Genomic DNA, 14781 nt, shown 5'->3' on the forward strand with positions numbered 1-14781 from the left:
GTTAGTTTCCATCGTGTCTGATGCGGGGGTCGAGGTAGGCGTACAGCACGTCCACCGCGAGGTTCGCGAAGACGAACACGCTCGCGATGAACAGGATGAGCGCCTGGATGATGCGGTAGTCGCGACGGTCGATGGCCAGTATCAGGAGCTTCCCGATACCGGGGAGGTTGAACACCGTCTCGGTCAGAATCGCGCCGTTCATGAGTTGGCCGAGTCCGACGCCGATGACCGTCACGACGGGGATGAGCGCGTTCTTCGAGGCGTCCTTGAGGACGATTTCGCGCGCGCCGATGCCCATCGCGCGGGCGGTCTTGACGTAGTCCTGACTGAGCGTGTCCAGCATCTCCGAGCGCATCATCCGGGCGATGAGCGCGGAGTAGGCCGTCCCGAGCGTGATGACCGGGAGGAACAACTGCTGGAGGTTCGCCACCGGGTCGACCCACGGCGGCGTCCAGCCGCCGGTCGCCCACGGGAACGAAAACTGCACCGCGAAGATCATGATGAGGATGATGCCCAGCCAGAAGTCGGGAATCGAGATGCCCGACAGCGCGGCGATGCGCGCGGCGTGGTCAGCGGGCTTGTCCTTGCGGACGGCGCTGATGATGCCCGCCGGGATGGCGATGAGCACGGCCGTAATCATGCTGAGAATCGACAGCTCGACCGTCAGCGGGATGCGCTCGACGATGATGTCGGTCACGGGCGTCCCCTGTTGGACCGTCCACGACACGCCGAAGTCGCCCTGCAGTGCGTCCAGCACCCACATACCGTACTGGACGTACAGCGGGCGGTTGAGCCCCATCTCCAGGCGAATCTGTCTGACGAGCTCTTCGTTGCTGAGCGGGCCGAGCATCACCCGGACCGGCCCGCCCGGCGCGAGGTGAACGAGTGCGAAGACGACGACGCTCACCCCGAGGAGGACGGGAATGCTCAACAGCAGGCGCTTGAGGACGAACCGGGACATGCTCACGGCTGAGTCACCTCCTCGGTCGCCGCCGGCGGTCGACGAGTCCGACGCGAACGCGTGTGCATCGGCTCCTCACTCACCCTTCGAGACGAAGCGGTAGTTGTCTTGGAACGTGCCCACCTCGTAGTCGTTGACGGCGTTGCGCCACGCTTCGAGTTTGTTCACGTAGGCGATGTCGATCTGGATGCCGTGTTCGACGAGGTACTCCTCCAGTTCCCAGACGATTTCCTTCTGTTCCTGTTCGTCCGTCGACGCCTGCGCCTCGCGGAGCTTCGAGACGTACCACTCGTGGCCGTTCGAGAAGTCGCCCTCGACGTCTTCGGGCGCGTCGGGGCCGCTCGGCGCGTAGATGTCTTCGAGGTCCTCGGACGGGTGGTGCCAGTTGTTGTGGTTGTGGTTGTTGTCGGCGTAGCCGGCGTCGAGCCACGACGTGGCGACCGGAATCGACTGCGCCCAGTCCTCCATCGCGGCGTGCCACGAATCGGTGCTGTACACCTGATTGAGGAGCGTGGACTTGTCGACGGCGGTGACGCTGGCCTCGATGCCGATTTTCGACAGCTGGTTCTGGATGACGACGGCCTCGTCTTTGAACCACGACCCCTTGGTGGCGATGATGTCCATCTCGAAGCCGTCGGGGTTGCCCGCGAGTTCGAGTTCTTTCTTGGCCTTCTCGGGGTCGTACATCTGCATCTCCTTGAGCTTCGGCGAGGTCCAGTCGCTTTCAGGGTACCACGGTCCCTTCTGGACCGCACCCTGCCCGTAGAACACCTCGTCGAGAATCTCCTCGCGGTCGATGCCGAACAGCACCGCGCGGCGGTTGTGCCGGTTGCTCATCGGGTTCCCCTCGGATTCCATCAGGTTCACGTACAGCACCTGCGTGAAGTTGCCGGGGACGGACTCGGTCGTGATGTCCGGCTGGCCGCTGAGGCTCTCGAAGTCCTTCGGGGGGACCTTGTCGGTCAGGTCGAGTTGGCCCGAACGGAGGTTCGCGAGGCGCGTGGAGTCTTCGCCGATGAAGTCGAACCTGAACTCGTCGACGGCGGGCGCGCCGTCCTTCCAGTAGTCCTCGTTCTTTTCGAGGAGGACGTGACTGCCGCTTTTCCACTCGACGAATTTGAACGCGCCGGTGCCCGCGCCGGAGGGGTCCTGCGTGAGGTCGGTCGCGAGGCCGCTCGGACCTTTGCCCTCCGCGGTGTCGCCGCGGGAGCCCTCGGGGACGATGCCTTCGAGCCCGCGCGTGAGCCACCAGTTGAGCGTCCCGAACGGCTGGGAGAGGTTGAGCCGGAGCGTCCGGTCGCTGACGATTTCGGTGTCCTCGACGAACGGGAGGCGACTCTTGACCGGCGAGTTGTTGTCGGGGTTGAGAATCCAGTCGACGGAGTACTTGAAGTCCTCGACGGTCACCTCGTCGCCGTTGTGGAACGTGATACCCTCGCGGAGCGTGTACTCGAACGCGGTCCCGCCGTCGACGGGGTCGGGAACCTCGGTCACGAGTCCGGGCTGGAGTTCGGAGTCGGGCGTCAGCTCGATGACCTCGTCGTAGATGAGGCCGCCGATGGTGCTGGTCGCGGTGTCCGTCCAGAGCGCGGGGTCGAAGTTCCACGGCTCCGCGGCGAGCGCGACGTTGACGCGGACGGTCTCCCCCGAGTCGCCCGACGAACTGCTCTCGGTGCTTCCACCGCTCGTTTCGGTCCCGTCGGAGCCACCGGAGCCACCGGAGTCACCGCCGGTGCAGCCCGCGAACGCCGTCGCGCCGACCGCACTCGCGGCCGCGATAAATTGCCGTCTGTCCATGTTTACCTCGGTAATGTTGTCGTCTGCCATTGTTTTCTGGAGCTACGTACACACCCTTGTAGCGGTACGCGTGATACCTTAGCTCATGAAACACCGTTATTTATATCTTTGCCAAACTCTCACAATCTTGGCACTATTTCTCACTATGGTCCGGTCGAGTTCGTTGTGCTACCGCTTCCCAAACAGTTTAACGGGGTGGTTGCAATGTCGGGGGCATGGCGTACGCCAGCACGCTCTCCCTGCGAGAGTTACGACAGGACCTTCACGCCCATCCGGAGTCCGGGTGGAAGGAGTTCCGCACGACCGCACTCATCGCCGCCGCGCTCGACGAGCGCGAGTTCACGCTCCACCTCGGTTCCGACGCCGTCGCCGAAGACGAGCGCCTCGGAGTCCCCGACGACGACGCGGTCGCGGCCGCAGTCGAACGAGCACGCGAAGAAGGCGCACCCGAGGCCTACCTCGACCGGATGGACGGCGTCACGGGTCTCGTCGCCGAGAAGCGGTTCGGCGACGGGCCGACCGTCGGCGTCCGCGTCGACATGGACGCCCTCGAACGCACCGAGTCGAGCGACGAGGCACACCGCCCCGCGAAGGTCGGCTTCGCGAGCACGCACCCCAACGAGATGCACGCGTGCGGCCACGACGGCCACACCGCCATCGGCCTCGGCATCGCCCGCGACATCGACGACGACGGCGGGTTCGACGGCACGCTCCGGCTGTTCTTCCAGCCCGCGGAAGAGGGCGGGCGCGGCGGCAAGCCGATGAGCGAGACCGACCTGCTTTCCGACATCGACTACTTCCTCGCGCTCCACCTCGGCCTCGGCAACCCCACGGGGACCGTCATCGCCGCCTACGAGAACCCGCTTTCGAACGCGAAGCTCGACGTGACCTTCGAGGGCGCGCCGAGCCACGCGGGCAACGCGCCCAACGAGGGGCGCAACGCGCTGCACGCGGCGACCGCCGCGGTCCAGAACCTCTACGGGATTCCGCGCCACGCCGACGGCGCGACCCGCATCAACGTCGGGAAGTTCGAGTCGCCCAACCCCCAGAACATCATCGCCGAGGAGGCGCGCCTCCGCGTCGAGGTTCGCGGCGGGACCGCCGAGTTGAACGAGTACATGCTCGACAAGGCCCGGCGCGTGCTCGACCACGCCGCGGGCATGCACGACGTGTCCGTCGAGACGGGGCTGTACGGGAAGACGGCGACGTTCACGGCCGACGACGAGATGATAGAGGCCGTCCTCGCGTCGGCGGCCGACCTCGACGACGTGACCGAGACGGTCCCGCGACTCGACATCGGCGGCAGCGAAGACGCCTCCTACCTCATCCGGCGCGTGCAGGAACACGGCGGGAAGGCGACCTACGTCGGCATCGGCGCGAGCAACGAGTTCGGCCACCACACCTCGCGGTTCGACATCGACGAGGACGCCCTCGACATCGGCGTCGACGTTGTGTGTCGGACGATTCGAACGCTCTAACGCGGCGACTCGACCCGGCTGTTCGACCCCGACCAGCCGCGCGTCTCGCCCGCTGTCGCCGCCAGTACCCCGTAGAACCTGCCACGAACACGCACAATTAATAGACGCCGTTTGTGAGTTGAGCCGCATATGCAGGCCTCCCAGCAACGACTCCGCGAGGACATCGAAGCGAACGCCCGCTTCGGCGACATCGACGTGCCGGCGGGACGCGGCCGCACCGTCCTGACCGGGAGCGACGCCGACCGCCGCGCCCGCGAATACTTCGTCGAGCGACTGCGCGACGCCGGCCTCTCGGTCCGCGTCGACGCCGTGGGCAACGTCGCCGGCCGGTGGGTTCCCGAGGGGGCCGACCCCGACGCGGCCCCCGTCGCCGCCGGCAGTCACCTCGACTCGGTCCCCGAGGGCGGTATCTTCGACGGCCCGCTCGGCGTCTACGCGGCGCTCGAAGCGGTCCGGTCGCTCCAAGAACGGCAAGCGGACCTCGCGCTCGACCGCCCCATCGACGTCGTCTCGTTCACCGAGGAGGAGGGCGCGCGCTTCTCCCACGGCCTGCTCGGGTCGTCGGTGGCGACGGGGACGCGCGACGCCGCCGACGCGCTCGCGTTCCGCGACGCCGACGGCACGACCCTCGAAGCCCATCTCGACGCTATCGACTTCCGCGGGACCGACACCGTCGACGCCGCGGCGTGGGACGCGTGGGCCGAACTCCACATCGAACAGGGGACGGTGCTGGAGTCCGCGGGCGCGTCGGTCGGCGTCGTCGACGCCATCACCGGCATCACGACCTGCGCGGCCGACATCGTCGGCGAGGCCGACCACGCGGGCGCGACGCCGATGGACGAGCGCCGCGACGCGCTGGTCGCCGCGAGCGAGTTCGTCGTGGCGTTTCGAGCCGCGGCCGACGACGTGGCGCAGAATCGGAGTTCGACCGCCGTGGGGACCGTCGGCCAGTTCGACGTGGCCCCGAACGCCCGCAACATCGTCCCCGGGGAGGTCGCCCTGCAGATGGACATCCGCGACGTGGACTACCGCGCGATGGACGCCATCGCCGAGCGGGCCGCCGCCGCCCTCGACGAGCTCGAAGCCGCCCACCCGGTCGAGACGAACTTCGACCGCTACCGCGACCAGCGCCCCAGCCAGATGGCCGACGACTGCGTCGCCGCCGCCCTCGACGCCGCCGCGGCCGAGGATATCGACGCGAAACGGATGCACTCCGCGGCGATGCACGATACTGCAAATGTTGCCGACGTCACCGATGCCGTGCTCCTGTTCGCTCCGTCGGCGGACGGCCTCTCGCACAACCCCCGCGAATGGACCGATTGGGAGGACTGTGCGACCGCGGCGACGGTTCTCGCGGGGACGCTCGCTCGCCTCGCCGGCGCGTGAGCCGCGGCCGGCGGCCCGCCTCGTCGTGAACTAGTTCTCCGTTTTCACACATTTCACGGCCATATTTGCGTCTCTACCGCGGTTTCGTCGCGACCGCGGCACCTGTCTCGATATGTAACACGCGACACTGGGTCAGCCCGTGTCGCGGGCGGACGCTCGTGTACCAGCGTCTGGGGCGCGCTCGAACGCGAACCGCGGCTTTCCGTGCCGCTCCGGTCGAACCCTCGCCCCGAGAGTTATCGAGTTCCCCCCGCGAAACCTGCGGCTACTCGCTCTGTCCCGGGCGTTGTCATCAAATACAACGACTCTCCGGGACGTGTGCGGTGCGACCGCGAACAGCGCCGCCGAGCGGCCGGATATCGAGGGCGACGCTGATTCCGCGTATCTGGCAATCAATGGGGTTCGAGCGACGGGCGTCGCTTCGGGTGCGTCACGGGTCGCGCGCTCGTTCACGCAAGTCGGGACCCGGTCGTCTCACGGCCCCGTCGCTTGCTGGACAATTATCGAGTGATATCCGCTTCGAGCCCCGGTCTCAACACCGATTTCCCTCATCCCATTTCGATTGCAAGATATTCGGAACAGCTATGACACCAGATGGACGTTCTCGTAGCATGCCCGAGAACCCCAACACCGATGCGCCGTCCCGCACGCTGAGCACGGTGGACACGGCGGTCAGCGTCGTCCGGGCGCTCGAAGAGTTGAACGGGGCGCGCGTCGCCGAGTTAGTCGACTACCTGGACCTCTCGAAGTCCACGGTGTACAACCACCTCGCGACCCTGCGGAAGAACAACCTCGTCGCCAAGGACGGCGACAGCTACCATCTTAGCCTCCAGTTCCTGCTTCTGGGCGAGTACGTGCGCAACCAGCAGATACTCTACCAGGTCGGCAAGGAGGAAGTCGAGGCGCTCGCGGAGAAGACCGGCGAGTACGCCCACCTCTCGACCGAACAGCACGGCCTGCGCATCAGTCTGCTCAAGGTGCGCGGCGAGCGCGCGGTCGGCAGCCAGTACCAGCGCTCGAAGATTCAGCGCCCGGACAACCTCCACGCGTCGTCGACCGGGAAGGCCATCCTCGCGTTCCTCCCGCGCAGTCGGGTCGGGGAAATCGTCGACCAACACGGCCTGCCGGCGAAGACCGACGCGACCATCACCGACCGCGACGCGCTGTTCGACGAACTCGACGCCATTCGGGAGCGGGGATACGCCTGCAACGACGAGGAGGAAATCGAGGGCCTCCGCGCGGTCGGCGCGCCGATTCGAGACCGCAACGGCACCGTCCTCGGCGCGCTGAGCGTCTCGGGGCCGACGAGTCGCATCAAAGGCGAGCAGTTCCGCGACACCATCCCCGAGATGGTCACGAGCACGGCCAACATCATCGAGGTGAACATGAACATGGCGGCGCGGAGTTCCAACGCCGGGCGCTTCGACTGAACCGCCAACCCCCGACGGCCATGACACAGATATGCCCGTAATCTTTTGTGGCATCTCTCTCGATTTCAGGGTGTTCGGTCGGGCGATTCGGTGCTCTGACCGTCGTCCCGACCGTTACACCGGGGATAATCCTCGCACCATCTTCGAAAATATCATGTGTTTGAACACTGTCGGTGTTGTGATTCGAAGAGCCGTCCCGCGGCCGTCGTCCGCCGCTCGAAGGGGGAAGAACTGAACCGTCAGTCCCGTCTCTCGTGGGTGAACGGTGTCTCTCCGATGTCGACACGCTCCAAGGTAATCGTCCGTATCTCCATGTCTTCCAAGACAGCGCCCCACCCGCCGACGACGGCCGTTTCATCGCCCGTATCGAGCGTGAGGTTCTTGTACGCTCCCAGGTCGGACAGTGCCAATCGCGACGGCGGTCGCTCGTCTCCGTAGAACGAGATGTCGGCGACGCTCCCTTCGACAGTCGTCTCTCCTCCATCCGCGAGGTCGACACCTTCGACAGTGACCCCGAGTTCGAACCCGCTTTCCCAAAGCGGGACGATATCCCGAATGAACTCTTCGATGGTGACGTAGGTGAACTGATCTTCGGCGTCGAGGTAGACGGTCGGGTAGAGGTTCCACAGGCAGGTGAGGAAGAACCAGTGAAAGACAAACGGCAGGATACGGTCGTAGACGAGGACGCCGTAGTCTTCGTCGGAGCGCGTGTTCGGTCCGAAACACGTCCGGTTTCGGTCGATGACGACGAGGAGCGGTCCCGGAATGGTACACACGCGAAGCTCTGAGAGCACCCCACTCGGGTCGAACGCTGCGGGTGGTTCATCACCCCGGTCGATGTAGACGGACGCACGGACGACGACACCTCGGTCGCGGGCCTCTCGAAGCGCCGGGGAAAGCGACTGGAGCTGTTCGAACGACCCGGCGACCTCCACGACGGTTTCTGCGTCGTCGATGAGGTCCTGTGCGTTCTCGACTGCTGTGTCGACACGCTTGGTGACGCCGACTCGGGCGTCCATCCGCTCGGGAGTTCGGTACCGCTCGCGGACCGCTTCGGCGGCATCGTGGAGGAGTTCACCCCTGGACTCTAGGTCCGCCATCGCCGCCTCCGGGTCGCACGGCTGGACGTACAGTTTCTCTCGTTCGATCGTTTCGACGTATCCCTTCGATTCGAGGCCCCGGAGAACGTCGTACACTTGCGAGACGGGGACCGCGCTCTCACGGCCCACCTCGATAGCAGGTGAGACGCCCATCTTGAGGAGTGTGAGATAGGCGTCAGCTTGGTACGACGTGAGGTCCGCGTATTCGAGGGCTTTCGTCAGCGTTTCGCGGTCCATACCCGCACCCACACAATCGTTCACAATGAATACTTCGCTGATGCCCGACCCCGGCTCGGGGGGTCGCTTGCGTTCGACCGGGACGTGGTAAGACGCCTGTGTGGGGGATTTCGACCGCCTCAAAGCGACTGCCGTCGCCCGCGAACAGTTCACCGTTCGGATTTCTCAGTAATAGTTGAACATCTGTCACTTCTTCGGACGTCGTTGGTGGGCGATATACTACATCCGGGACCCGTCAGAGACACCGCTCCCGAGATCACGACTCACCCAGGCCAGTCGAACGTACGATGCCTGTCTCGAACCACGAGTCAACTGCCGAGTGACTGTCCCCGATCTCTCTTGAGGGAACGCTACGAACGGAGGGCACCGCCGGACATTACGGCAGTAATTTTGTAATAGATGCGTCGGTCCCGCCCCATAAATACTCTAGAGTATGATAGCTAAGCCGGTGACGAGACTCCGTGTACCGACCGAGAATCGAATCGATTCTGCCGTCACTCCCAGACACGCCGTTAGAAGCCCTCCAGAAGGGGTTTAGGATGTCGGCGAACTTATTTTTCATCGTCCTATACAGAAAATCTGCTCGTATTCGGCATCTTACCTCATGGGACTAGTTGAAACAGAAAATCGATTTCCATCCGCTCTAATGTCGATTTTAGGGAGGAAAGAATTCTCGACAACCTTATTCTCAGCTGATTTGTTTTCTCAATCTATAATTGATATGACCTGATGGGTGAGATATGTGTGTTGCATGTGGCCGAATGTCAGACAATAGCTCCCCGCAGGATACCGAACGACGGCTCGAAGGTCGTCCGTGAGAGCTTCACGAAACACGGGGCGACGGCTCAACAGGAGACAGCTCCGTGTCTGTTCTCGCCGTAGCGTCGAGCGGGAGGACACGTGTTGGCGGGGCTCTCTCCACGGAGCGCCGCCGGGAGGAATATCGCCGCCGAAACCCCGCTCGAAACGGGGTCCTCAGTCCGCGACGGGGTCGGTCAGTTGGATTTCGGTTCGACGGTAATCGTGACGTCTTGCTCGCCGACACGAAGGGTGTACTCACCCGGAACCGCCGACACCCTCCCAGTTTCGTCGACGCGCCCGATCGATGCCGCATCGATGGGGACCGATACCGTCTCCGTGACGCCGGGGTCGAGCGAGACGCGCTCGAATCCACAGAGTTCCCTGACGGGGGTTACGCGCGTTCCGGCCTGGTCGGTGACGTACACCTGCACGACGGTCGAACCGCGTCGGTCCCCGACGTTCTCCACGGGGAGTTCGACTGTCGTGGTCCCGTGGGGTGAAATCCGTTCGTTCGTCACGGTCATCGAGCCGAACTCGAACGCAGTATAACTCAGCCCGTGACCGAATTCGAAGAGCGGGTCGTACGACGGGAGATGCTCGTCGGGACCGATCGGTGCCGGATGCGAGAAGTGATTGAACCGAGTCGGAAGGTGACTCGCGGACCGAGGGAACGAAATCGGTAACCGCCCGCCGGGGTCGCACGCCCCGAAGAGCGTCTCCGCGACGGCTTGACCACCCATCGTCCCCGGGTAGTACGCCAGCAGCAGCGAGGGAAGATTCTCCGCCATCCACTCCACGGCCAGCGGTCGACCGGTGACGAGGACGCCAACGACGGGCGTCCCCGTCTCGTGTAACGCTGTCACGAGCTCGCGCTGCGCATCGGGGAGTTCGAGCGTGGTTCGGTTCGGAAACTCGTCGGGAGCGGTACCGCTCTCCGCGGTCGGCCCGAACTCGTGGATATACCAGTTTTCTCCGACGGCGACCACCGCGACGTCCGCATCCTTCGCGGCTTCGACCGCGGCGTCGATATCGTCTGCTTCGGTTATCGTCGTCCCCCGCTCGTAGGTCACCGTCCCATCGCACACGGATTCGATTCCGTCTTTGATTGTGATGACGTCGGTGCCCGCTTCGTCGGGGACGCTCCAGCCACCGAGTTGGTGAACGGGGGTGTCTGCGTTCGGTCCAGCGACGAGAACGTCGGCACCGGGGTCCAACGGGAGCGTGTCGTCGTTCTGCAGGAGCGTCATCGACTTCCGCGCGGTCGCTAACGCGTCGGCCCGATGGGCATCGGCACCGACGACGTCCCGCGCCTCGTTCGCATCGACGAACGCGTCTTCGAAGAGCCCGAGCCGGAATTTGAGGTCGAGGACGCGCCTGACGCTCTCGTCGAGGGCGTGCTCTGCGACCGCCCCCGCTTCGACGAGCGACACGAGATGGTCCGCGTGCGCGACCGCATCGACTGACGCGACATCGAGTCCAGCGTTGCGGGTCATCCGGACCGACTCGCGGTGGTCGCTCGCGACGTGGTGGTCTTCGTGGAGCATCCGGACCCCGTTCCAATCAGAGACGACGGTTCCATCGAATCCGAGTTTCCCTCGCAGAAGCTCCGTGAGATATTCGCGTGAGCCGTGTGCGGGTTTCCCGTCGATCGCGCTGTAGCAGGGCATAACGGACGCGACGCCCTCGTCGATCGCGTCGACGAACGACGGTAAGAAGACGTTTCGAAGGAGGTACGAGGACACTTCGACGGGGGCAGTATCCTCCCCCCGTGCGGGCTCGCTATAGGCCGGGAAGTGCTTCGCGGTTGCCGCCACGGAGTTGGGGTCGTCGAGACCGTCGCCCTGGTATCCACGTACCATCGCACCTGCCATCCGCCCGCACAAGAATGGACTCTCGCCGAACGTCTCGAAGGTGCGACCCCACCGCGGCTCTCGGGCAACGTCACACGTGGGCGAGTAGTTCTGCTGTGCCCCCGATTTTCGGACTTCGGTTGCAGTGACCGCTGCTGCGCTCTCGACGCAGTCTTCGTCCCACGTTGCCGCCATCCCGAGTCCGTTCGGGAACGCCGTCCCTTCGGCGACGTACGCGTGACCGTGGACAGCATCCACGTTGAACAACAGCGGGACGCCGAGTCGGGTCTTCGACAGCGCGACTTCTTGCAGGTGGTTGACCGTCTCGACCACGTCGTCGATTCGAGAGTCGAGCGCCCCGGCCCATCCGAACGACGCGACAGCGCCGACTCCGGATTCGACGATTTCGTCTTCGACCGTTTCGACCGATTTGAACTCGTCGAGCTCTCCCGCCCACGTGCCGACGAGTTGCCCGACTTTCTCTTCGACCGTCATTCGGTCGAGAAGGTCCTCGATGCGCTTGTCGGTCGGGAGAGTCTCATCTCTGTAAGGGGGGTGCTTGCTTTCTGACTGCATACGGCGAAGAGAAAGCCGCTACTACTTATACATTTGCCAACGCATGAGTAGCGCCGCTCAGGCGGCCGTGTTTCGCGACGAGAGCGTGACCGTGCCGCGTTCTCCGACTCCGAATCCGAATCCGACTCCGAATCCGAATCCGAATCCGACTCCGAATCCGAATCCGACTCCGAATCCGAATCCGACTCCGACGTGTTCGGTGTGGCCCTCTTGGGAGAAGTGTTACCGCAGACAACTGCTACACCCAACCAAATATTTATTAACAATGGGTGTGGTTTGTTATCAGTACGTCATGTCAGACAGTACTGGCCGCTTTAGCGACTTGATTAGCCGGCGCAGTTTCGTCGAACTAACCGGTGCAACCGGAATCGCAGCCCTTGCGGGGTGTAGTGGTGCTTCCACCGGAGGGGGAACGACCGACGACGGTGGCTCGAACGGGGACACGACCGGGTCCAATGGAGGCGAGACCGGCGGTGACGATTCCGAGACGCGTGGGGCGACTGTCCTCGACAAGAAGATGGTCGGTGCCACGAACAACGGCGTCCCGACGAACCTCCACCTGAACCCGGAAGCGACGCAGAACTACGACCCACGAGCAGGGAACTTCGTCTTCGAACGGTTCGCCGCCTACAACTTTTCGACCGGTGAGTTCGAGTTAGCCGCGCTCGACTCGTGGTCCATCGACGGGCAGACGGTGACGCTCACGCTCCGGGACGACCTGCTGTGGGATACCGGCGAGGACGTGACCGCGCGTGACGTCCTGACCCAGTTCCGCCTGATGAAGAAGATGAACACGTCGCTTTGGGACTTCACCGAGAGCGTCGAACGGGGCGAAGACGACAAGACCGTCGTTCTCAACCTCAAGCGACCGTCCAACCCGGAGGTCATCAAACACACGCTCGCCAACGGGTCGCTCCGACTGTTCGCGTACCATCCGACCTTCGAACGGTTCCTCGACAAAGACGCCGAGGCGCTCCAGCAGTTCAAATACGAAGGCGACGTGGTCGCGAGCGGTCCCTTCTCGGTCGCGTCGAAGTCGAAGCAGTCGTGGGAACTCACGAGGAACCCCGAATACTACGGCGCTGATAACGTCAACTTCGCGGGCATCTCGCTTCTCTCGCGGGCGGACAACACCGCACTCCAACAGGGTCTGATGGGCCGCGAACTCGACTTCGTCACGAGCCTCTTCGCGCCGCCGAAAATCGTCAACAACTTCCCCGACTCCGTCGAAGAGGTCACCATCTCTGCGAAGTGGGGGTACGGCGTCCTGTTCAATCACGACGACCCCGACTTCGGGAAGCGAAACGTCCGGCAAGCCGTCGCTCACGTCATCAATCGCCAGCAGGTCGTTGAGAATGCAGGGCCACGAACGAAAGCACCCGCACCGAAGGTTACTGGCATCGCCCCGGACGACCAGGAATCGTGGCTCGGTGACGCGTACGACACCTTCGAGAGTTACGGCATGGCGGCGTCTCAGACAGACAAAGCCGCGTCTCTCCTTCGGGAGGCTGGCTACTCGAAGGAAGATGGCACGTGGACGCACAGCAGCGGTCGAACCCTCGGTGGGACGTACTACACGCCCGCCGGCTGGACGGACTGGACCACGGCGACGAACACTGTCGTCGACCAGTTGAACGCGTTCGGCTTCGACTTCGAAATCAGCCAGAAGCCAACGGGAGACTTCTTCGGCGGCTACATCGAATCCAACTTCAAGATCGGCGCGTTCTACTGGATGCCCGGTGGTGCCCGGTCGTCGTTCCCGTACTTCCCGCTCCGCTGGCAGCTCACTAACCCGGACATCGACGGCGGTCACAACTTCCCGGAGGGCGAACAGACTGTCCCCGGGATGGACGGCGGCGAGACGACTATCGACCCACTCTCGGTGGTGCAGGAGATTTCGACCACGCAGGACCGAGCCGCGACGGAGGAACTCATCAAACGTGTCGCGTGGCACCACAACCAGAACCTCCCAGTACTGGGACTGGTTGCGAAGTTCGAACAGTCGTGGCTCACCACCGACGAGTGGGACGTCCCGGCGGAGGGGAGCGACGACCGAGCAATCAAGTGGCCAAGCGAGTGGCTCCCACGCCAGGGGCAGCTCACGGCCGAGCGGTAATCGGAGTGGAGCAACGCAACCATGAGTAACTACTACGTCCGTCGGACGGCCAGGGTGTTCGCGACCATCTTCGCGGTCGCGACGCTCACGTTCGGACTGATTCGGCTCCTTCCAGGCGGCCCCTTCACGCAGTTGCGCGCGCAACTGCTTCGGCAGGGCGTTCCGGCATCGGAGGTCGACGCTCGGATTTCGAATCTCCAGAACATCAACCCCAACGCGCCGCTTTGGCGGCAGTACCTGGACTACATGGGCTCCGTCGCACAGGGGAACTTCGGCGAGTCGATTTCGCTGGGCGAACCGGTGGCACAGGTCATCGCCGAAGCGGTGCCGTGGACGGTGTTCGTCGTCCTGGTGTCCACGATTCTCATGTTCACCGTCGGTATCTTCCTCGGGTCGTTACAGGCCTACTGGGAGGGTTCACGGTTCGACAAGGGGTTCAGTGGCCTTTCGATCGGCCTCATGTCCGTCCCCTTCTACGTCGTCGCCGTCATCTCGCTGTACGTCTTCGCGTACCAGTGGGGATGGTTGCCGACGGCGGGAACAGTCGGGACCAACGTCGAGAAGGAACTGAGCGTCCCGTTCTTGCTCAGCGCACTCGAACACAGTCTCTTGCCCATCTTCTCGTACGCGCTGGGCGGAATCGGCGGGCAGGCGTTGGCCATGCGGGGGAACAGTATCCAGGTGCTCGGTAACGACTACGTCCGTGTCGCGAGGCTCCGGGGACTCGCCGACCGTCGTATCGCAACTCGGTACGTCGCGAGGAACGCCATCCTTCCGATGTACACCGGGTTCCTGCTGCTCCTCGGATTCCGCCTGTCGGGGACCGTCATTCTGGAGCAGATATTCTCGTACACCGGACTCGGCTACTACATGTTCGCCGCGCTGAAGGCGAACGACTACCCGCTCATGATGGCGACGTTCCTCGTCATCACCGTCGCGCTCGTCGTCGGCGTCTACATCGCCGACCTGACCTACAGCAAGATCGACCCGCGAATCAGTTCCGGAGGTTCTGATGAAGCGTACTGAGAGAGCGGAATCCAGCGAATCCG

At 63.9% G+C, this 14781-nt stretch carries 9 protein-coding genes; 5 read left to right on the forward strand and 4 right to left on the reverse strand.

What is annotated here, in order from left to right; translation table 11 throughout:
* Position 1 precedes the first annotated feature (1 nt).
* Positions 2 to 961: an ABC transporter permease gene (locus NDI65_RS15765; protein WP_007275956.1), complete on the reverse strand. Its 960-nt coding sequence runs from the start codon at positions 959 to 961 to the stop codon at positions 2 to 4.
* 75 nt (positions 962 to 1036) lie between these two features.
* The gene (locus tag NDI65_RS15770; RefSeq protein ID WP_089776721.1) at positions 1037 to 2788 is read right to left on the reverse strand and encodes an ABC transporter substrate-binding protein; all 1752 of its coding nucleotides are present in this window, start codon (positions 2786 to 2788) and stop codon (positions 1037 to 1039) included.
* A 185-nt stretch (positions 2789 to 2973) separates the two neighbouring features.
* On the opposite strand from NDI65_RS15770, the gene NDI65_RS15775 reads away from it, so the two are divergent.
* The 3 genes from NDI65_RS15775 (at position 2974) to NDI65_RS15785 (ending at position 7052) form a co-directional block, all read left to right on the forward strand.
* Entirely contained in the window at positions 2974 to 4236 is a 1263-nt protein-coding gene (locus NDI65_RS15775) for an amidohydrolase (RefSeq protein WP_089776720.1), read from the forward strand.
* A 129-nt stretch (positions 4237 to 4365) separates the two neighbouring features.
* Positions 4366 to 5622: a hydantoinase/carbamoylase family amidase gene (locus NDI65_RS15780; protein ID WP_089776719.1), complete on the forward strand. Its 1257-nt coding sequence runs from the start codon at positions 4366 to 4368 to the stop codon at positions 5620 to 5622.
* A 611-nt stretch (positions 5623 to 6233) separates the two neighbouring features.
* Positions 6234 to 7052, forward strand: a complete 819-nt coding sequence (locus NDI65_RS15785; RefSeq protein WP_089776718.1) for an IclR family transcriptional regulator — start codon at positions 6234 to 6236, stop codon at positions 7050 to 7052.
* Positions 7053 to 7291: 239 nt separating this feature from the next.
* On the opposite strand, the gene NDI65_RS15790 is transcribed toward NDI65_RS15785, so the two are convergent.
* Both NDI65_RS15790 and NDI65_RS15795 read right to left on the reverse strand, forming a co-directional pair.
* Positions 7292 to 8389, reverse strand: coding sequence for a TrmB family transcriptional regulator (locus NDI65_RS15790; protein WP_089776717.1), 1098 nt, complete (start codon positions 8387 to 8389; stop codon positions 7292 to 7294).
* A 995-nt stretch (positions 8390 to 9384) separates the two neighbouring features.
* Positions 9385 to 11616 carry a glycoside hydrolase family 3 N-terminal domain-containing protein gene (locus NDI65_RS15795; RefSeq protein ID WP_226908653.1) on the reverse strand — a complete coding sequence of 744 codons (2232 nt, stop codon included), beginning with the start codon at positions 11614 to 11616 and terminating at the stop codon, positions 9385 to 9387.
* A 517-nt stretch (positions 11617 to 12133) separates the two neighbouring features.
* Here NDI65_RS15795 and NDI65_RS15800 point away from each other — a divergent pair.
* The gene (locus tag NDI65_RS15800; protein ID WP_089776716.1) at positions 12134 to 13732 is read left to right on the forward strand and encodes an ABC transporter substrate-binding protein; all 1599 of its coding nucleotides are present in this window, start codon (positions 12134 to 12136) and stop codon (positions 13730 to 13732) included.
* Between the two features lie 21 nt (positions 13733 to 13753).
* Positions 13754 to 14758: an ABC transporter permease gene (locus NDI65_RS15805; protein WP_089776715.1), complete on the forward strand. Its 1005-nt coding sequence runs from the start codon at positions 13754 to 13756 to the stop codon at positions 14756 to 14758.
* The last annotated feature ends 23 nt before the right edge of the window (positions 14759 to 14781 follow it).

The sequence above is a fragment of the Haloferax sp. S2CR25 genome (assembly GCF_031624535.1).
GTDB lineage: Archaea > Halobacteriota > Halobacteria > Halobacteriales > Haloferacaceae > Haloferax > Haloferax massiliensis.

Excerpts from the sequence above, each read along its gene's own strand:
- NDI65_RS15765 (WP_007275956.1), bottom strand. The coding sequence starts at position 961 with ATGTCCCGGTTCGTCCTCAAGCGCCTGCTGTTGAGCATTCCCGTCCTC.
- NDI65_RS15770 (WP_089776721.1), bottom strand. The coding sequence starts at position 2,788 with ATGGCAGACGACAACATTACCGAGGTAAACATGGACAGACGGCAATTT.
- NDI65_RS15775 (WP_089776720.1), top strand. The coding sequence starts at position 2,974 with ATGGCGTACGCCAGCACGCTCTCCCTGCGAGAGTTACGACAGGACCTT.
- NDI65_RS15780 (WP_089776719.1), top strand. The coding sequence starts at position 4,366 with ATGCAGGCCTCCCAGCAACGACTCCGCGAGGACATCGAAGCGAACGCC.
- NDI65_RS15785 (WP_089776718.1), top strand. The coding sequence starts at position 6,234 with ATGCCCGAGAACCCCAACACCGATGCGCCGTCCCGCACGCTGAGCACG.
- NDI65_RS15790 (WP_089776717.1), bottom strand. The coding sequence starts at position 8,389 with ATGGACCGCGAAACGCTGACGAAAGCCCTCGAATACGCGGACCTCACG.
- NDI65_RS15795 (WP_226908653.1), bottom strand. The coding sequence starts at position 11,616 with ATGCAGTCAGAAAGCAAGCACCCCCCTTACAGAGATGAGACTCTCCCG.
- NDI65_RS15800 (WP_089776716.1), top strand. The coding sequence starts at position 12,134 with ATGGTCGGTGCCACGAACAACGGCGTCCCGACGAACCTCCACCTGAAC.
- NDI65_RS15805 (WP_089776715.1), top strand. The coding sequence starts at position 13,754 with ATGAGTAACTACTACGTCCGTCGGACGGCCAGGGTGTTCGCGACCATC.